General features: G+C 62.7%; 20 protein-coding genes. 16 read left to right on the forward strand and 4 right to left on the reverse strand.

Features of this window, described 5'->3' with window-relative positions; translation table 11 throughout:
* Window positions 1–91: 91 nt before the first annotated feature.
* From ampE to PSPA7_RS24505, 3 genes are all read right to left on the reverse strand, one after another.
* Window positions 92–928, reverse strand: coding sequence for a regulatory signaling modulator protein AmpE (gene ampE / locus PSPA7_RS24495; RefSeq protein ID WP_012077273.1), 837 nt, complete (start codon window positions 926–928; stop codon window positions 92–94).
* Window positions 925–1,491, reverse strand: a complete 567-nt coding sequence (ampD, locus tag PSPA7_RS24500; protein ID WP_012077274.1) for a 1,6-anhydro-N-acetylmuramyl-L-alanine amidase AmpD — start codon at window positions 1,489–1,491, stop codon at window positions 925–927. Before ampD ends, ampE begins: the two co-directional genes overlap by 4 nt.
* A gap of 149 nt (window positions 1,492–1,640) precedes the next feature.
* Window positions 1,641–3,890: a DUF1631 domain-containing protein gene (locus tag PSPA7_RS24505; protein ID WP_012077275.1), complete on the reverse strand. Its 2,250-nt coding sequence runs from the start codon at window positions 3,888–3,890 to the stop codon at window positions 1,641–1,643.
* A 284-nt stretch (window positions 3,891–4,174) separates the two neighbouring features.
* On the opposite strand from PSPA7_RS24505, the gene nadC reads away from it, so the two are divergent.
* Window positions 4,175–5,023: a carboxylating nicotinate-nucleotide diphosphorylase gene (nadC, locus tag PSPA7_RS24510; protein ID WP_003152758.1), complete on the forward strand. Its 849-nt coding sequence runs from the start codon at window positions 4,175–4,177 to the stop codon at window positions 5,021–5,023.
* Between the two features lie 221 nt (window positions 5,024–5,244).
* The gene (locus tag PSPA7_RS24515; protein ID WP_012077277.1) at window positions 5,245–6,459 is read left to right on the forward strand and encodes a site-specific integrase; all 1,215 of its coding nucleotides are present in this window, start codon (window positions 5,245–5,247) and stop codon (window positions 6,457–6,459) included.
* Here the strand turns inward: PSPA7_RS24515 and PSPA7_RS24520 are convergent.
* Window positions 6,456–6,941 carry a hypothetical protein gene (locus PSPA7_RS24520; protein ID WP_041025519.1) on the reverse strand — a complete coding sequence of 162 codons (486 nt, stop codon included), beginning with the start codon at window positions 6,939–6,941 and terminating at the stop codon, window positions 6,456–6,458. The two genes, PSPA7_RS24515 and PSPA7_RS24520, sit on opposite strands and share 4 nt — an antisense overlap.
* 199 nt (window positions 6,942–7,140) lie before the next feature.
* Between PSPA7_RS24520 and PSPA7_RS24525 the strand changes: the two genes are divergently transcribed.
* From PSPA7_RS24525 to PSPA7_RS24590, 14 genes are all read left to right on the forward strand, one after another.
* Window positions 7,141–7,341, forward strand: coding sequence for a helix-turn-helix domain-containing protein (locus PSPA7_RS24525; RefSeq protein WP_012077278.1), 201 nt, complete (start codon window positions 7,141–7,143; stop codon window positions 7,339–7,341).
* A gap of 121 nt (window positions 7,342–7,462) precedes the next feature.
* A complete protein-coding gene (locus PSPA7_RS24530; protein WP_012077279.1) occupies window positions 7,463–7,711 on the forward strand; it encodes a hypothetical protein in 249 nt (82 codons plus the stop codon).
* Window positions 7,712–7,728: 17 nt separating this feature from the next.
* A complete protein-coding gene (locus PSPA7_RS24535) occupies window positions 7,729–7,983 on the forward strand; it encodes a hypothetical protein (protein ID WP_041025406.1) in 255 nt (84 codons plus the stop codon).
* An 87-nt stretch (window positions 7,984–8,070) separates the two neighbouring features.
* A complete protein-coding gene (locus tag PSPA7_RS24540) occupies window positions 8,071–8,307 on the forward strand; it encodes a helix-turn-helix domain-containing protein (RefSeq protein ID WP_012077281.1) in 237 nt (78 codons plus the stop codon).
* Window positions 8,308–8,360: 53 nt separating this feature from the next.
* On the forward strand, window positions 8,361–8,762 hold the full coding sequence (locus PSPA7_RS24545; RefSeq protein WP_012077282.1) for a MarR family transcriptional regulator: 402 nt from the start codon (window positions 8,361–8,363) through the stop codon (window positions 8,760–8,762).
* A gap of 261 nt (window positions 8,763–9,023) precedes the next feature.
* Window positions 9,024–9,242 carry a hypothetical protein gene (locus PSPA7_RS24550; RefSeq protein ID WP_041025407.1) on the forward strand — a complete coding sequence of 73 codons (219 nt, stop codon included), beginning with the start codon at window positions 9,024–9,026 and terminating at the stop codon, window positions 9,240–9,242.
* 537 nt (window positions 9,243–9,779) lie between these two features.
* On the forward strand, window positions 9,780–11,009 hold the full coding sequence (locus tag PSPA7_RS24555; protein WP_012077284.1) for a phage major capsid protein: 1,230 nt from the start codon (window positions 9,780–9,782) through the stop codon (window positions 11,007–11,009).
* A gap of 2 nt (window positions 11,010–11,011) precedes the next feature.
* Window positions 11,012–11,521, forward strand: coding sequence for an HK97 family phage prohead protease (locus PSPA7_RS24560; protein ID WP_012077285.1), 510 nt, complete (start codon window positions 11,012–11,014; stop codon window positions 11,519–11,521).
* Window positions 11,518–12,756, forward strand: a complete 1,239-nt coding sequence (locus tag PSPA7_RS24565; protein WP_012077286.1) for a phage portal protein — start codon at window positions 11,518–11,520, stop codon at window positions 12,754–12,756. The genes PSPA7_RS24560 and PSPA7_RS24565 overlap by 4 nt, the downstream gene beginning before the upstream one ends.
* A 119-nt stretch (window positions 12,757–12,875) precedes the next feature.
* The gene (locus tag PSPA7_RS33070) at window positions 12,876–13,151 is read left to right on the forward strand and encodes an HNH endonuclease (protein ID WP_353738703.1); all 276 of its coding nucleotides are present in this window, start codon (window positions 12,876–12,878) and stop codon (window positions 13,149–13,151) included.
* Between the two features lie 5 nt (window positions 13,152–13,156).
* Window positions 13,157–13,621, forward strand: a complete 465-nt coding sequence (locus PSPA7_RS24575) for a phage terminase small subunit, hendrixvirinae-type (RefSeq protein WP_041025408.1) — start codon at window positions 13,157–13,159, stop codon at window positions 13,619–13,621.
* The gene (locus PSPA7_RS24580; protein ID WP_012077289.1) at window positions 13,618–15,114 is read left to right on the forward strand and encodes a terminase large subunit; all 1,497 of its coding nucleotides are present in this window, start codon (window positions 13,618–13,620) and stop codon (window positions 15,112–15,114) included. The genes PSPA7_RS24575 and PSPA7_RS24580 overlap by 4 nt, the downstream gene beginning before the upstream one ends.
* Entirely contained in the window at window positions 15,111–15,386 is a 276-nt protein-coding gene (locus PSPA7_RS24585) for a head-tail connector protein (protein ID WP_012077290.1), read from the forward strand. Before PSPA7_RS24580 ends, PSPA7_RS24585 begins: the two co-directional genes overlap by 4 nt.
* The gene (locus PSPA7_RS24590; protein WP_012077291.1) at window positions 15,383–15,697 is read left to right on the forward strand and encodes a phage head closure protein; all 315 of its coding nucleotides are present in this window, start codon (window positions 15,383–15,385) and stop codon (window positions 15,695–15,697) included. Before PSPA7_RS24585 ends, PSPA7_RS24590 begins: the two co-directional genes overlap by 4 nt.
* Window positions 15,698–15,744: the final 47 nt, after the last annotated feature.

The raw sequence follows: 15,744 nt of genomic DNA on the forward strand, positions 1-15,744 counted from the left end.
CAAGCGCGATCACCTGTGTACCCGATATCGGCCCGCCGTTCTGTAACTTAAGGTTAACGGGGAGCCGCGAGCGGGCTCCCCGCCTTTGCGCTCAGAGGAACAGCGCGCAGAAGGCGAACACGGCGTACCAGAGCACCGCCGCGCGCACCAGCAATTGCCAGAGCGCATCCAGGCTGGCGACCCCGGCGGCGCCCAGCTCGACCGCCTCGACGTCGCTGGCGACCCGCCCGGCCTTGGCCAGCAGGGCCGCCGCGGAGAGGTCCCAGGCCAGCAACCAGTGCAGCAGTACGCGGATCACCGCGAGGAAGTTGCCGACCAGGGCGAAGCTCAGCACCAGCGCGCGCGCCGGCAGCCAATCGAGGGCATGACGTACCCGCGCCGCCCGTTCGCGCAGTTCCGGCTGACGGGCATGCTCCACCGTCAGCGCCAGCAGGCGGTAGGCCAGGGCCGCCGCCGGCCCGAGCAGCGCATACCAGAAGATCACCGCGAAGAAGCTCTGGTAGCCCTGCCAGAGCAGATGGGCATGCACCCGGCCGATCAGTTCGCCCTCGCTGCAACCCTGGACACCCAGGTCACGCTCGGCGACCAGGGATGCCGCCTGGGCGTCCTCGCGCCGCCAGGCATCGCGGAATGGCCCGAGGTCGGCCAGTACGTCGCCACGCCCGAGGCTATAGACCACCACCAGGAGATGCAGCGGCAGGCTCAGCCAACCATAGGCCAGCGGCTGCAGCAGCGTCAGCAGCAGGGCCAGCGGCAGCAGCGGCAGGACCACCGCCAGCAGCACGCCGAGCCAGGAGCGGCGGGACACCAGGGGCAGGTCCTCGACCAGCCCCAGCCAGGCGAGCCAGGCTCCATCGCGCTGGATACGCCGGCGCCAGCCGGAGAACTTCTCCAGCGCCAGGGCCAGCAGCAACACCAGGAACGTCATGTTTCCTCCTTGGAATCGGTCAATCCGGCACGGTAGCGCGGCCAGTCGAAGGCCTCGCCGGGGTCGGTCTTGCGCTGCGGAGCGATATCGCAGTGCCCCTGGATCCGCCCGCGGGTGATCGCCGGAAACGCCGCGCGCAACAGCCGCGTCAACCCGACCAGGGCAGTGTACTGCGCATCCGTGTACGGTTCCGTGTCGGTCCCTTCCAGTTCGACCCCCAGGAAAAAGTCGTTGCACGCCTCGCGCCCTTCGAAGCAGGACACCCCGGCGTGCCAGGCGCGATCGTGGCAGGAGACGAACTGGGTGATGCCGCCGTCGCGTTCGATGAGGAAATGCGCGGAGACCGTCAGGTGGCGGATTTCCGCGAAATAGGGGTGCTCGTCCGCGTCCAGGCGGTTCTGGAAAAAGGCCTGGACCTTGCCGGTGCCGAACTGCCCCGGTGGCAGGCTGATGTTGTGGATGACCAGCAACGACACCACTTCCCCCTGCGAACGCAGGTTGAAGTTCGGTGAGGGACAGTGGCGGATCCCCTGGACCCAGCCGGTGACGGAATCGAAATGCATACGGGCTCCTGAACGAGCCCCCACTCTAATCCAGGCGTAGCGGAATGACGATCGGCCTGGCGCAGGATCGGCCGGTTCGACTGCGGTCGAAGAAGGTTCGTACCTGGAGAAACGAAAAGCCCGGCGCAATGCCGGGCCTTCACCTGGACTCAGGCGCCCTTGAGCCGTCGCAGGTTGCCGATCACCGACTCGAGAGCACGGTCGAACAGCAGTGCGTCATCCAGCAGGCGTACCGCCTCCCGGCGGAACTCCACGGCCAGGCCCATGCGGGTCTTTTCCAGGACCTTCATCCCGGTGCGGTTGACGAAGATATAGCGGCCGGTCGGGCGGATCACCGCCGCCAGCTTGCAACGCAGCTTGTGCTCGGCGTCCTCCTGGATCTCCACCCAACTGCCGACACGCAGCGCATCGACCCGCAGCAGCGCCTCGTCGTCGTCCGCCAGGCGCACCTCGCTCTCGCTCGGCGGGGTAGCAGCCTCCGGCGAGCTGAGGACGATCTCTTCGACCACTCGCAGCATGACCGGCGCGCGCGGCTTCTCGGCGAGCGTGTCCGACGACGGCTCATCGAGCAGCGGGATGTCCGCCGCCTCGCCGCGCTTGTCGCGCTGCAGGCCCTGGACATGCAGGGTCTCCAGCTGGCTGAAGAACTCGCCGGTGGAGAACGGATCGAATGCCGCGCTGGCCAGGCCCTCGCGCAGCGCCTTGAGCAGGCCCGGCACGCGTTCCAGCAATTGCTGGCGGGACAGCGGATCGTCGTGCGGCTCGACGCTCCAGATCAGTTCGTCCATGGTCGCCAGGGCCTCTCGCCATTCGGCCGATGCCTTGCCATGCTTGAGGCAGATCAGCAGCATCACCTTGCTCCAGGCGTCGCGCAGCAGGCGTACCACCACCTCCGGCAGGACCTTGCCGAGCAGGCGCTGGTTGAGTACCTGCTCCACGTCCTGGCGCGCCAGCTCGGCCCGGGCCCGGCCTTCCTCGGCGTCGCGGGTGCGTTGCTCGAGCAGTTCGCTGCGGCGACGCTCGTCGCCGGTGAAGGCGATGAAATCCTCCAGCAGCTCGGCGAAGATCGCCGGGTCGTCGACGAAGTCGTTCAGCAGGCGCATCACCACCTGCTCGATCTTCTGGTAGAGGCTGTCGCGCCGGGCGTCGTTGTGCTCGGCCCAACCCAGCGAAGCCGAGGCGATCTCGTTGAGCAGGCGCCGCGCCGGGTGGCTGCCGCGGCTGAAGAAGGTCTTGTCGAGCAACGCCACCTTGAGCATCGGGATCTGCATCCGCCCGATCAGGGCCTTCAGCGAGTCCGGCAGGGTGCGGTCGTCGAGGATGAACTCGAAGAGCATCGATACCAGGTTGATGACGTCGTCATCCACCTGGCCGACCACCCGCGAGCGCCCGCTCTTGTGGCTGACGCGCTGGAGCAGCTGGTCGACCCCGTCGCGCACGTCGAACTCCGCGCCACTGGCGCTCGGCAGGTGCTGCTGCAGGTGGGAAAGCAGGCGCATCAGGTCGTTGCTGGAAATCGGTGCGGCATTTTCCGGGATTTCCCGGCGATAGAAGGACGGATTGGCGCGGACCTGCGACAACAGCTCCTGCAGCGCGCCGAAGACTTCCTGCTGGCCGCCGTCGAGCAATGCCGCCTGCGCCTGCAGCGCGTCGCTATCGCGCACCGCCTCGCTGCGCGCCGCGGGACTGCGCCGCGGCAGGGCCGACTTCAGCTCCGGCAGCACGCCCGCCGCGACCAATACCTGGTTGGCCTCGGCGTAGAGCTGGTCGCAGTGCGCCAGGACATACTTCTCGAACAGCTTGAGGATGATCAGCTTGACCTTGATCTCGACGCCCAACCCCTGGCAGGCATCAAGGAAGGCCGCGGTCAGCGGGCGCGGACCGAGGGGATTGTTCTTCTCGTCGACCTTGCGCCCGACCAGGGTGTTCAGGCGCGTGCCGAGGTGCGCCAGCGCGGTCGCGTCGCGGCTCATCACCCGCGCCACCATGGCATCCACGGCGACGGACTCCTCCAGTTCCTCGTTCTGCACCAGGCTGAGACTGTCGAAGGACACGCTGTCCAGCGTCGGTACGGACCTACCGGGCTGTACCTGGTTGAGTGCGGAAAACTCCTCGAAGACCTTCTGCAGGTAGACCCGCTCGATGCTCTTGCGCTTGAGGCGCAGGTCGCGCATGGCTTCGAAGAAGGCGTTCTGCTCGAGATTGCTGGTGGCCCGGTCGGCCATCTCGAAAAGGGTGTCGTCGGCATTGTCGAACAACGCCTGCAGTGCCTGCTTCAGTTGCAGCGCCGCCTTGTCGCGCACCTGCACGAGGATGACCGGCAGCCGTCCTGCGCCGGCGTTCGGCGACGGCTCGGAGGCGATCCTGGTCAGGTGCACCACATTGGCATCGTTCTGCATCGGGACTCTCCTGCCACCCTCGCGGCCGCGCATGGAATGGCAAAATTCGGGCACAGAGGATCGATTGGCGTCGTCCGTAACGTCAATTTCCAGGCGTCAAAAACAAGTATCTACATTCATTATAGAGATACTTTCGAATCTAGATAGAGGGTTTTCCTATAGACATGACTCTTTTCACACAAGCGAAGACCGATGAATGGAAGCCCTCCCGACGACGCCCAGGCAGGCACAGACGCCGTCCGCCGCGCTCCGTATAATCGCCCGATCTCGTACAGGAGCCCGCCATGCCCAACCTCACCCTTGCCGACCTCCAAGGCGAAATCCAGGCCAACGTCCGCACCGCCCTGGCGGAAGACGTCGGTGGTGGCGACCTTACCGCTCAATTGATCGATCCACAGCGCGAAGCCGAGGCCCGGGTGATTACCCGCGAGCACGCGACGATCGCGGGCCGCGCCTGGGTCGACGAGGTCTTCCGCCAGGTCGATCCCCGAGTGCTGGTGACCTGGCAGGTGGAGGACGGCCAGCGAGTCGAGCCGAACCAGACGCTGTTCCAGCTAAAAGGTCCGGCCCGCGCCCTGCTCACCGGCGAGCGCAGCGCACTGAACTTCCTGCAACTGCTTTCCGGCACCGCCACCCGCAGCCAGCACTACGCCGACCTGGTCGCCGGCACCGCGGTGAAGCTGCTCGACACCCGCAAGACCCTGCCCGGCCTGCGCCTGGCGCAGAAGTACGCGGTCACTTGCGGCGGCTGCCACAACCACCGCATCGGCCTCTACGACGCCTTCCTGATCAAGGAAAACCACATCGCCGCCTGCGGCGGCATCGCCCCGGCGATCGCCGAAGCCCGGCGCATCGCGCCCGACAAGCCGGTAGAAGTGGAAGTGGAGAACCTCGACGAACTGCGCCAGGCCCTGGAAGCCGGTGCCGATATCGTCATGCTCGACGAACTCAGCCTGGACGACATGCGCACCGCCGTCGCGCTCACCGCCGGGCGCGCCAAGCTGGAAGCGTCCGGCGGGATCAACGAGAGCACCCTGCGCAACATCGCCGAGACCGGCGTCGACTACATCTCCATCGGCACCCTGACCAAGGACGTCAGGGCCGTCGACCTGTCCATGCGCCTCGCCCTCTGAACGAATCGCAGGCAATAAAAAGCCCCGCCGAAGCGGGGCTTTTTATTGCGACTGGTGCCGGATAGAGGAATCGAACCCCCGACCTTCTCATTACGAAAGCGATTTAAACCCCAATCGATTCAGTTAGTTACCAACAAAATCAGTAACTTAGCGTCTCATTGAGTCCGATTAAGATGGCCCGTATAGTGGGTTTTGCACCCACCACGCACCCACGGGAAGCCATGAAAGCCAAGCTGACTCAGAGCCTGCTGAACTCCCTGCAGACGACCGGCGCCACCTATGAGGTTCACGATACCACCGTGGTGGGCCTGTTTGTGCGCGTCACAGCGAATGGACACAAAGCCTACGTGCTGAGGTGGGCCAGGGGGAAAAAACGCACCTTGGGCCGCGTAGGCGTGCTGACGCTGGATCAGGCCCGCAAGGAGGCATTGCAGGATCTGGCCGAAGCTCGCGAACACGGCGAGCCCTTGGCCGTCGCCCTGGGCCGAAAGAACTCCACTACCCCCACTCTGCGCGACTTCATCGACGACCACTATTCGCCATGGATGGACACCCACCTGAAGAGCGCCAGCAAGACGCTGAACCTGATCAACGTGGGCTTCGCCGAGATAATGAGCAAGCGCCTGACCGAGATCACCCAGCGCGACCTAGAGACGCTGCGCATTAGCTGGCAGGCTGCCGGCAATACCGACAGCACCGCGAACCGGAAGATGGCTTCGCTGCGTGGCGCCCTGTCCCGGGCCGTGGAGTGGGGATTCCTCGATGACCATCCAATGGCACGCCTGAAGCAGATCAAGACCGACCGGGCCGGCCGCGTTCGCTATCTCCTACCCGACGAGGAAAAGCGCCTGCGCCAGGCTATGGAGGACCGCCAAGAGTCGATCCGAACCGACCGTGATAGCGCGAATCAGTGGCGAGCCGAGCGCAAGAAAGAGCGGCTGGCCGACCTGCGAGAAGTGCTGTTCGTCGATCACCTCAAGCCCCTGGTGCTGCTCTCGCTCAATACCGGAATGCGCCGCGGTGAAGTATTCAACCTGACTTGGGCCGATATTGACCTTACCAATAAGCTAGTCACTGTCGAGGGCGAGGGCGCGAAGTCGGGCCAGACGCGACATATCCCGCTGAACAAGGAAGCTCTGGAGACTTTGAAGGGTTGGCGAAAACAACATCCCCGGAATACCGGGTATGTATTCCCCGGCAAGGACGGCGAGCGCCTGGACAACGTGAAGAAGTCTTGGGAGGGGCTATTGAAACTCGCCAATGTGACGGGCTTTCGCTGGCACGATCTGCGCCACACGTTCGCGTCGAAGTTGGTTATGGCTGGCGTGCCCCTGAACACCGTGCGGGAACTGCTGGGGCACTCGGATATTACGATGACCCTGCGCTATGCCCACCTCGCACCAGACAGCAAGGCGGCGGCGGTGGAACTCATTTAGAACGGAATAATATCAGCGTCATCAATAGGTTTTATAGTTGGGCTGTTTTTATTCTTTTCTACAAACTCTAACAGCGAACTCCACCCCATCCTTACCCATCCATAGTTTATGGAGTCTTCTGTTGTATCGTAGGTCCCATCCTGATACGTATTCCAGAAGAACGGACTTGCCTTTATCGTCTCCCACACCCTGAGCTCATCATAAGTAAGAGCCTGAGGTATATAGAATGCCAACTTAACAAACCTGGTTGACTCATCTGTAGACCAGACCTTATCTATTAGGTCAGAAAAACTATAATCAGAGTTGGGGACGGCTTGTTGCGCAATAGCGTTTGAAATAGCCCATTCAATTACTGCGGTCAGCGATCTTTTCTGCTCCCGCCCCATGATGTCCAAAGCGAATTTAATCTTCGGATCGATGCGAATCCCCACGCTCACGGTCGTGCTGGTTTCGCCCTTCTTTTTGGTCGGCTTCGTAGCCATCTCGTCCTGCCTTACCTGAGCGACCAAGGTCGCTGTCAATTTACGCATAAATCGCGATCTGATCGAAGCGTGGCCTACGAGCAAAAAATAGTCAATCCAGTTATGTACAGTGACGTATAGCAATTGCTTGCACTGTTTGAATTTTGCGGTGTAGCCTAGCACCTACTGACGACACCCGCGTCAGCAAGGAGAGCTACCTATGAACCAAGCAGCAACCGCCTCCCCGCTCGCCGTCGGTCCCGAAGAGGCCGGCCGGATCAGTGGGCACACCCGTTCCGCAATCTACGAAGCCATCGCCCGCGGCGACCTGCTGAGTTTCAAGTCCGGCAAGCGTCGGCTGATCCTCATCAAGGAGCTGGAGGCCTGGCTGAATCGCATGGCGAAGGAGAACGCACGTTGACCATTCGCCTCTTCGATCACGCTGGCGCTGTACTCGGCCAGCTCCACCTGCCGGCGTCCACCCGCCTGGCAGATCTCGCAACCCTTCGCATCCTGGGTGCCACCCGGGTGGAGGTAATCCAATGAACACCGTGGAAAGCATCGCCGACGACGGCATCGAGCACGCCCGTTATTGCACTGAGCAAGCCCGCTGGCTGAATGCCTTGGGCACTTCCATCTGCGACGCTCTGGTCGGCGGTAAGGCGAGCCCTGATATCCGGGCAGATCGCGCCAAAGAGTTGGCCAGCCTGATCTGCTACCTGGCGCACAACCTCATCCACTACTCGGAGTCTCGCGCCTCCGAAATGGAGAAGGAGCTTGCGGCGCTGTAGGCGCAAGGTGGCGCGCAATGAATATCTATCCCCTCGGCCATGAGTCCGCGAGGCTCATGAGCGAAGCCGGCTATGCCGTTGACGTGATCAGCAAACTAATCCTTGAGGACCAGTGCCGGAAATCTGATCGCGACCGGGAGGGTTATCTCAGCGACTACGACCTTGGCGGGCTGCTCGCCGCGCTCACCGTTGCCGGTAACAGCCTGCAGGAGTGCGAAGTAGGCGCGCCGTCGCCGGCGCCTGAAAGGCGTGAAATGGAGAGCGCGTCGTGATGAAGAAGGGAGAGAAGAGTGCCCAAAACGGAGCGGCAACTCCGTCTGGGCGGTACACATTGGATAGCACCAAGTGAGGTTGAGACTATGGCATCACACTCGTCCACCGAGCAAGACCGCAAAATGATGGAGGCGCTGCGTAAAGGCCCCATCACCACCCTGGAGGCGGCCAACGACCTGGATATCGTTCACCCGCCGAACACGATCCGCCGCCTGCGCAACAAAGGGCACGAGATCATCACGCACTGGACCTACCAGGCTACCGACCCCGGGCGTCCGCCCCACCGGGTAGCTAAGTACGTCCTGCTGCGCGAAGCGTCCTAAGCGTGATCGACTGGCGGGCTTCGGCCCGCTGGTTCCTGCCTGCGAGCTGATGAATGGCGAAGAAAGCCAAACCGAAGATTGATTGGGGTCCGATGGGCGCCTTCGTGATCCCGAAGGCCCTGATGGCGCACCCTGATTTCCGCGACCTGTCGCCGTCTGCACTCAAGGTTCTGATGGTGCTCGGCTACCAGCTCAACGGGCGCAACAACGGCGACTTGTCCGCCACTCACGTGATGCTTCAGGAGTGGGGAGGGATGGCCGAAGCAACGCTATCGAAGGCTCTGAAAGAACTGCAGGAGCGTAATCTGATCGTGAAGACCCGCACCAACTACAAAGGCCGGGATGGCGCTCGCTGCGCTCTGTACGCCGTAACCTGGGCGCCCATCGATGAATGTCCTGGCAAGATGCTGGAAAGCAGCCCGACCGTCACTGCCCCGCGCAAACTGACCCTCTAATTTAGATTTCGACCAGCTTCAAAAATTGAAGTCATTGGCTTCAGAAAATGAAGCCTTCTATTCCGGTTCCGTCTGGTTCATTTTTCGACCCTCAGGAAGGCTTCAAAAAATGATGCCTTATTGAGGGTTTTCGGGGTTTTGTAGCTTCAAAAATTGAAGACCCTTATAAATTACCACCTGCTACGGTGACTGTTCACAGCACGAAATAGCCCCTCGGGTGCTAGTGCCACGTCAAACACCGCAAACCACTGGAGGAAACTCATGTCCATCGAACGCCCGAAGGGTATTCCCATCGCTGTAGGCCACCGCATTGTCAAAGATGACCAAGAGCCTCAAATCGACCCCTATGGATTGGCAATGATTGAATCGCTATGCGGCAGGCTCCAGACCTTGCACTTCGCAGAAGACGATGAGGGACTTAAGGAGAAGTTGGGGCACGTGATGGAGTATGCCGAGAGCATCGTCGATCGCTACAGCTAACGCGCTCAGTGGACTGGTGTGGCACTGAGTGCCACACCGTGGTGGAAACACCAGCCGTCCCAAAGGTCCGCATTTCAAATGCTACCCTTCCGAACTGCCGTTTCAAACGGAACTTGGAACCCAGTGCTAACCGGCTGGGTTTCTCCTGGGTTTCCGCCCCGGATTGGAAAGTGGGCAGATCCTCCCCTTTTCCTAAAGATCGGAATCCCGGCTTTACCAGCACGAAACGTGTACGTCTGGTGACGATGGCTGGTACCGGAAAATCCGGCGTCAAAAGTGACCCCGCCTCACCTTTAAATCCCTCTGATCCGAGGTATTTAAATCCCCTGGTTTCGGGGTATTTGCCGATCCCCCAACGCTCGCGCCAATACCATTCGTCGGGAAAATTTCCGCGCAATCGTGCTCCCAAATCCCATTGAACAACACCGGACAACGCTCGCTTTCATCGCACTCTAACTGTATGGATTTACAGTAATCAGCCTTTTATGGTGGCCATAGGAAAACCCCTTTCCTGCCACCTCTAGAGGCTTACTCGACATGAAGTTGCACCAACTCCGCGAGCAGCGCACCGCCAAGGTCGCCGCGATGAAAGACCTGGTTGACGTTGCCGCCGCTGCTGGCCGCGACCTCACCGCCGACGAGTCCAAACAGTTCGACACCCTGAAGGCTGAAGAACGCTCCCTGTCCACCCAGATCGAGCGCGCCGAGTTCCTGGCCGATGCCGAACGCCGCGCAGCCGGAACCCCTGCCTCCGGCAACGACGTTGCCGACTTCGACCGCCTGGCCGGCTCCGTCTCCGTGGTGAAGGTGATCCGCGCCCAGATGGAAGGCCGCAGCCTGGACGGCGCCGAGGCCGAATATGCGAAGGAAGCCGAGCGCCGCACTGGTCGCAAAGCCCAGGGTATCTTCGTTCCGATGGGCGCCCTGGAGACTCGCGCCAACACCACCACCAGCGCCACCGACCTGGTGGGCACCGACCACCGCGCCGACCAGTACATCGGCCCGCTGCGTGACCGCCTGTTGGCCCGTTCGCTGGGCGTGCGTGTGCTGTCCGGCCTGCAGGGCGATGTGTCCATTCCGAAGTTCGGCACCGGCCTGACTACCGGCTGGGTGGCAGAAGGCGGAGCGGTACCCGAGGGCAATATGACCTTCGACGCCGTGACCCTGACCCCGCGTCATGTGGGTGGCAAGACCGAGATGAGCCGCCAGCTCATTCAGCAATCGGCCCCGGCCATCGAGCAACTGGTCCGCGACGATCTGGCGTACCTCATCGCCAAGCAGATCGACTCCGCACTCATCTACGGCGGCGGCACCAATGAACCGGTGGGCGTGCTCAACACTGCCGGCATCCAGACCGCCAACCTCGCCACCCTGACCTGGGCCAACGTGCTGGGGATGCTGGAGAAGGCCGAGATCGCGAACGTCGATGCGGTGAACTGGCTGACCAACCCCGCCGCCAAGACCAAGCTGGCGTCCACCCTGAAAGAAGCCGGCCTGCCAGGCTACCTGCTGGAGAACGGTCGCATGGCCGATCTGCCGCTGTACTCCACCAATCAGGTGCTGAGCGACAGCAACGGTACTCCGGTAATCCTGGGCGACTGGTCGCAGGTGCTGCTGGGCATCTGGAGCGAGATCGACATCCTGGTGAATCCGTACGCCGAACCTGCATACACCCGTGGCGGTGTTCAGGTTCGCGCGATGGCCACCTGCGATATCGCCCTGCGCTACCCCGAGGCGTTCGTCGTCGCCACCGACCTGAGCGCCTGACCATGGAACGGCGAGCATTCAGCATTGAGCAGAAGGGCCGCACCCTGACCGGGTACGCGGCTCGTTTCAACTCCGAGGCGAACATCGGCGACTTCGTGGAGGTGATCCGCCAAGGTGCCTTTGCGCGAACGCTCGCCGCTCCCTCTGCCGTGAACATCCGTGCCATCTACGAACACGATGACACGGCATTGCTGGGCCGCGTCGGCGCCGGCACCTTGCGCTTGGTTGAGGATGACGTGGGCCTAGCTTTCGAGCTGGACCTGCCCGATACCACGCTCGGGCGGGATCTGGCCGAACTGGTGAAGCGTGGCGATGTAGCCGGCTGTTCGTTCGGCTTCATGGTCGCCAAGGATTCTTGGCTGCCAGGGCCGCTGCGTGAGTTGCGCGACGTGGACCTGTTCGAGATCACCCTGACCTCTCGCCCGGCGTACGACAGCACCAGCGTGTCGCTCCGCTCGCTTGCGTTCGGTCGCCTTAACCTGGCTCGCCGCTACCTGGAGGCCGTCGCGTGAAGTTCCTCGACCGTCTGCTCAAGCGCAACACCACTCCGACCTATGACACCTACTGGAATCAGTTCACCGGCGCGGACGTGGCCGGCGTCACCGTGAACGTGAACAGCACCGAGTCAATCAGCGCTGTATATGCCTGCGTGGCCGCAATCTCGGAGAGTGTGGGAAGCCTGCCCCTGAACCTCTATCGCAAGACCGATAGCGGGCGCGAGAAGGCCACCACCCACCCGCTCTATCGCCTGCTCCATGACCAGCCGAACGAATGGCAGACGGCCCTCGAGTTCCGCGAGCAGATGCAACGCCAGATCCTTCTGCGTGGCAACGCCTTCGCCGAAATCAAATGGTCGCCATCGGGCCGAGTGGAATCGCTGGTCCCTCTGCATCCGCTCAATGTCACCGTCTCTGTGAGCGATACCAATCGCTTGCTGTACGACGTGACCGACCGCAAAGGCCACGTCCGCCGCCTGCTGGCCGATGAGGTTCTGCACCTGCGCTACCACTCCGACGATGGAGTTCTCGGACGGTCCCCGATTGCCGTTGCCCGCGACACCATCGGGCTGGCGCTGGCCGAGCGCACCCACGGGGAACGAATGTTTGCCCAGGGCACCAAGCTGTCGGGAGTGATCGAGACTCAGCCGGGCACTACCAAGGACCAAGCCAAGCAGATCCGCGAGAGTTGGGCCGAGGGCTACGGTTCCGTGTCCAACCACGGCAAGACCGGCGTACTGCCGCAGGGCGCCACCTTCAAGACGGTGAGCATGACCCTGGAGGATGCCGAGTGGATCGAGGCCCGCCGCCTGAGCGTGGAGGAAGTGGCCCGGCTGTTCCGTGTTCCGCCTGTGCTGATCGGCGACCTGCGCGAGGCCAACTACAGCAACGCCGTGGAGCTGGGCCGTTACTTTGTAACGCACACCCTACGCCGTCACCTGGTGCTCTGGGAACAGGCCATCAACCGCTCCCTGATTACCGACACCGCCCACTTCTTCGCCGAGTTCAATGTCGAGGGCCTTCTGCGTGGCGACTCGCTGAACCGCGCGCAGTTCTATGACTACGCTCTGAAGGACGGCTGGATGCTCAAGTCCGAGGTGCGCCAGCTCGAGAACCTCCCAGCTATTCAAGGAATCAACGATGCCCAACAAGAAGCCGCGCCGCCTGCAGACACTTCCCCCCAGGCTGAAGGAGCTCGACCCAACCAAAAGGCTCAAGAGTCTGGAAGACCTCAAGGGGGAGCAGCATGAAGCCCCCGAAGAGAAAGGCGAGTTCTACGTATCTGCCGAAGGCGAGAAGTATTTCATTATCCAGCGCCGCATGGCGTCGGATGAGGAATCAGGTTCTAGCTGAGGAACCCCTGTGCCGTATGTGCGCGGCTCGTGGTCTTGTGGTGCCCGCCACTGACGTTGACCACATCCAAGACAGCCGCGCCGACTACAGCGACGACAACAGCCGCGCCAACCTTCAACCCCTTTGCCACGAGTGCCACTCACTCAAGACCGCCCGCAGCATGGGCAAGAGCGTGACACTGGGCTGTGACGTGTCCGGCCTGCCTGTAGATCCTGCGCATCCGTGGAACAGCGAAAGATCACCAGAAACCGCTGGTCTGAAGACCGCGCCCCCCCAGCTCTTTGATTGCTAATCGCCATGAAACTGACCGCCCGCCGTCCTCGCTCTGACAGCGCCAAAGCCGCCGTAACAGCCGCCCAAGCCGCTGCGCTTGGCCCTATTGCGCCGCCTGCCTGCGTGCGCGTGTGCAAGCGCTCCAGGCCGTTCTGGGATGCCATCGTGTTGGCCCGTCCGCGTGACACCTGGACGGATGCTGACCTGATCCTGGCCGCCAGCCTGGCCCGCGCCTATGCCGACATCGAGCACCTGCAACAACGGATCGACGATGACGGCCTGCTGCTGGATGACGGCAAGCCGAACCCGGCGTGCGACCTGCTGGACAAGATGACCCGCCGCGCCCTGGCCACGGCCCGCCAGCTCAAGGTGGATACCATCGCCACCGTGGGCAAGGCCGAGAGCATCCCGAAGGCTGCCGCCCTGGAGCGTGACGCCCGCCGCCAGTTCGATGATGACCTGATCCCGACGCTGGGGACGATGCAATGACCCGGGCCGAGAAGATCATCGCCTTCATCGAGCGCTATTGCGTGACGCCCGAAGGTGCCGACGTGGGTAAGCCGCTGGTGCTGGCCGACTTTCAGAAGCGCTTCATCCGCGACGTGTACGACAACCCCGCAGGCACTCGCCGCGCCATCCTGAGCGTGGCCAGGAAGAACGGCAAAAGCGGCCTGATTGCTGGTCTGCTGCTGGCGCACCTGGTCGGCCCCGAGGCCAAGCAGAACAGCCAGTTAGTGTCCGGTGCCATGAGTCGCGACCAAGCCGCCCTGGTGTTCAACCTGGCCGCCAAGATGGTGCAACAGTCCGAGGCCCTGAGCCGGATTGTCCGCATCGTGCCAAGTGGCAAGCGCCTGCTGGGGCTGCCCCTGAATACCGAGTTCCGCGCCCTTGCCGCGGATGGTAGGACCGCGCATGGATTGTCCCCGGTGCTGGCTATCCTCGATGAGGTGGGCCAGGTACGCGGCCCTCAATCCGACTTCGTGGACGCCATCATTACCAGTCAGGGCGCGCATGCTGACCCGCTGCAGATCGTCATCAGCACCCAGGCCGCCAACGATGCGGACTTGCTGAGTAGCTGGATTGACGATGCCAGGGCCAGCAGCGACCCGCGCATCGTCTGCCACGTCTACGAGGCCCCGAAGGGCTGCGACCTGCTGGACGTGGAAGGCTGGAACGCCGCGAACCCTGCCCTTGGCCTGTTCCGCTCTCTGGACGATCTGCGCGAGCAGATGACCCAGGCAGCCCGTATGCCGAGCATGGGCAACACCGCCCGCAACCTGCTGCTGAATCAGCGTGTCAGTCTCGACAGCCCATTCATCAGCCCGGACGTGTGGGCAAGCTGTAGCGGCGATCCTGAGCCGTTCGACGGCCCGGTGTATGGCGGCCTCGACCTGTCCGCCCGTACCGACCTCACAGCTCTGGTGCTCATTGGCAAGGTGGCCGGTAAGTGGCAGGTGCGCCCCTTCTTCTGGACGCCCGAACAGGGCTTGTACGACCGCGCCAAGCGCGACCGTGCGCCCTATGACGTGTGGGTTCGGCAGGGCTTCATCCGCACCACCCCGGGGGCGACCGTTGACTATGAGGCCGTCGCCCTGGATGTGGCCGAGATCCTGGCCGACTTGGATGTGTCCGCCATCGCCTTCGACCGCTGGCGCATCGACCTGCTGAAGAAGGAGCTGGAACGCATCGGCCTGGAACTGCCGTTGGTGCCTTACGGCCAGGGCTTCAAGGATATGTCCCCGGCCCTGGATGCACTGGAGGCCGAGCTACTGAATGCCCGAATTGCCCACGGTGGGCACCCGGTGCTCACGATGTGCGCCGCCAACGCCGTGACGACTCAAGACCCAAGCGGCAACCGGAAACTGGATAAGTCGCGCCGCACCGGGCGCATCGACGGCATCCAAGCCCTTGCTATGGCCTTCGGTGCCGCGCAGTCCGCCGAGGCCCCCATAGAAATTGATACAGAGGTGTTTTTCGTATGACCCTGGAAGAAGCCAAAGAGCACCTGCGTGTCGTCCACGACCTGGAAGACGACCTGATTCAGACCTACCTCGATGCGGCTCTCGGGCACGTTCAGATCTACCTGGGCGACGACCTGCCTGATCCTCTGCCGAAGCCGGTAGAAGCCGCCGTGCTGTTGCTGATGGCCGACCTGTACCTCAACCGTGAGCGCCAGGTGGACCGCGTGCTGAGCGAGAACAGCGCCTATGCCCTGCTGCTCAACCCCTATCGCTCCATGAGCGTGACGGAATGAACGCCGGTCGCCTTCGCCATCCGCTCAACCTGCAGCGCGTGGAGGTAGTACAAGATCCCGTCACGGGTGAAGTGATCGAAGATTGGGTGACTGTGAGCAGGGAGTGGGCCAGCATCGAGGGCGTGTCAGGTCGCGAGTTCCTTGCCGCCAGTGCGGAACAGGCCGAGACGACCTATCGCATCACCATCCGCTTCCGCGATGACCTGGACGCCACCTGGCGCCTGGTATCGGGAGCGACCACTTACGGAATCGAAGCGATCCTGCCAGGCAATCAACCCGTCTGGCTGGTGCTTATGTGCAAGACGCTCTAACCGCTGCCCGTGCGGCCCTTCGGGGGTTACGGGACGGGGAATAGTCG

Source organism: Pseudomonas paraeruginosa PA7 (assembly GCF_000017205.1).
Taxonomy (GTDB): Bacteria; Pseudomonadota; Gammaproteobacteria; order Pseudomonadales; family Pseudomonadaceae; genus Pseudomonas; species Pseudomonas paraeruginosa.

Coding starts and splice junctions, on each gene's coding strand:
- ampE (WP_012077273.1), bottom strand. CDS start 928: ATGACGTTCCTGGTGTTGCTGCTGGCCCTGGCGCTGGAGAAGTTCTCC.
- ampD (WP_012077274.1), bottom strand. CDS start 1,491: ATGCATTTCGATTCCGTCACCGGCTGGGTCCAGGGGATCCGCCACTGT.
- PSPA7_RS24505 (WP_012077275.1), bottom strand. CDS start 3,890: ATGCAGAACGATGCCAATGTGGTGCACCTGACCAGGATCGCCTCCGAG.
- nadC (WP_003152758.1), top strand. CDS start 4,175: ATGCCCAACCTCACCCTTGCCGACCTCCAAGGCGAAATCCAGGCCAAC.
- PSPA7_RS24515 (WP_012077277.1), top strand. CDS start 5,245: ATGAAAGCCAAGCTGACTCAGAGCCTGCTGAACTCCCTGCAGACGACC.
- PSPA7_RS24520 (WP_041025519.1), bottom strand. CDS start 6,941: ATGGCTACGAAGCCGACCAAAAAGAAGGGCGAAACCAGCACGACCGTG.
- PSPA7_RS24525 (WP_012077278.1), top strand. CDS start 7,141: ATGAACCAAGCAGCAACCGCCTCCCCGCTCGCCGTCGGTCCCGAAGAG.
- PSPA7_RS24530 (WP_012077279.1), top strand. CDS start 7,463: ATGAACACCGTGGAAAGCATCGCCGACGACGGCATCGAGCACGCCCGT.
- PSPA7_RS24535 (WP_041025406.1), top strand. CDS start 7,729: ATGAATATCTATCCCCTCGGCCATGAGTCCGCGAGGCTCATGAGCGAA.
- PSPA7_RS24540 (WP_012077281.1), top strand. CDS start 8,071: ATGGCATCACACTCGTCCACCGAGCAAGACCGCAAAATGATGGAGGCG.
- PSPA7_RS24545 (WP_012077282.1), top strand. CDS start 8,361: ATGGCGAAGAAAGCCAAACCGAAGATTGATTGGGGTCCGATGGGCGCC.
- PSPA7_RS24550 (WP_041025407.1), top strand. CDS start 9,024: ATGTCCATCGAACGCCCGAAGGGTATTCCCATCGCTGTAGGCCACCGC.
- PSPA7_RS24555 (WP_012077284.1), top strand. CDS start 9,780: ATGAAGTTGCACCAACTCCGCGAGCAGCGCACCGCCAAGGTCGCCGCG.
- PSPA7_RS24560 (WP_012077285.1), top strand. CDS start 11,012: ATGGAACGGCGAGCATTCAGCATTGAGCAGAAGGGCCGCACCCTGACC.
- PSPA7_RS33070 (WP_353738703.1), top strand. CDS start 12,876: ATGTGCGCGGCTCGTGGTCTTGTGGTGCCCGCCACTGACGTTGACCAC.
- PSPA7_RS24575 (WP_041025408.1), top strand. CDS start 13,157: ATGAAACTGACCGCCCGCCGTCCTCGCTCTGACAGCGCCAAAGCCGCC.
- PSPA7_RS24580 (WP_012077289.1), top strand. CDS start 13,618: ATGACCCGGGCCGAGAAGATCATCGCCTTCATCGAGCGCTATTGCGTG.
- PSPA7_RS24585 (WP_012077290.1), top strand. CDS start 15,111: ATGACCCTGGAAGAAGCCAAAGAGCACCTGCGTGTCGTCCACGACCTG.
- PSPA7_RS24590 (WP_012077291.1), top strand. CDS start 15,383: ATGAACGCCGGTCGCCTTCGCCATCCGCTCAACCTGCAGCGCGTGGAG.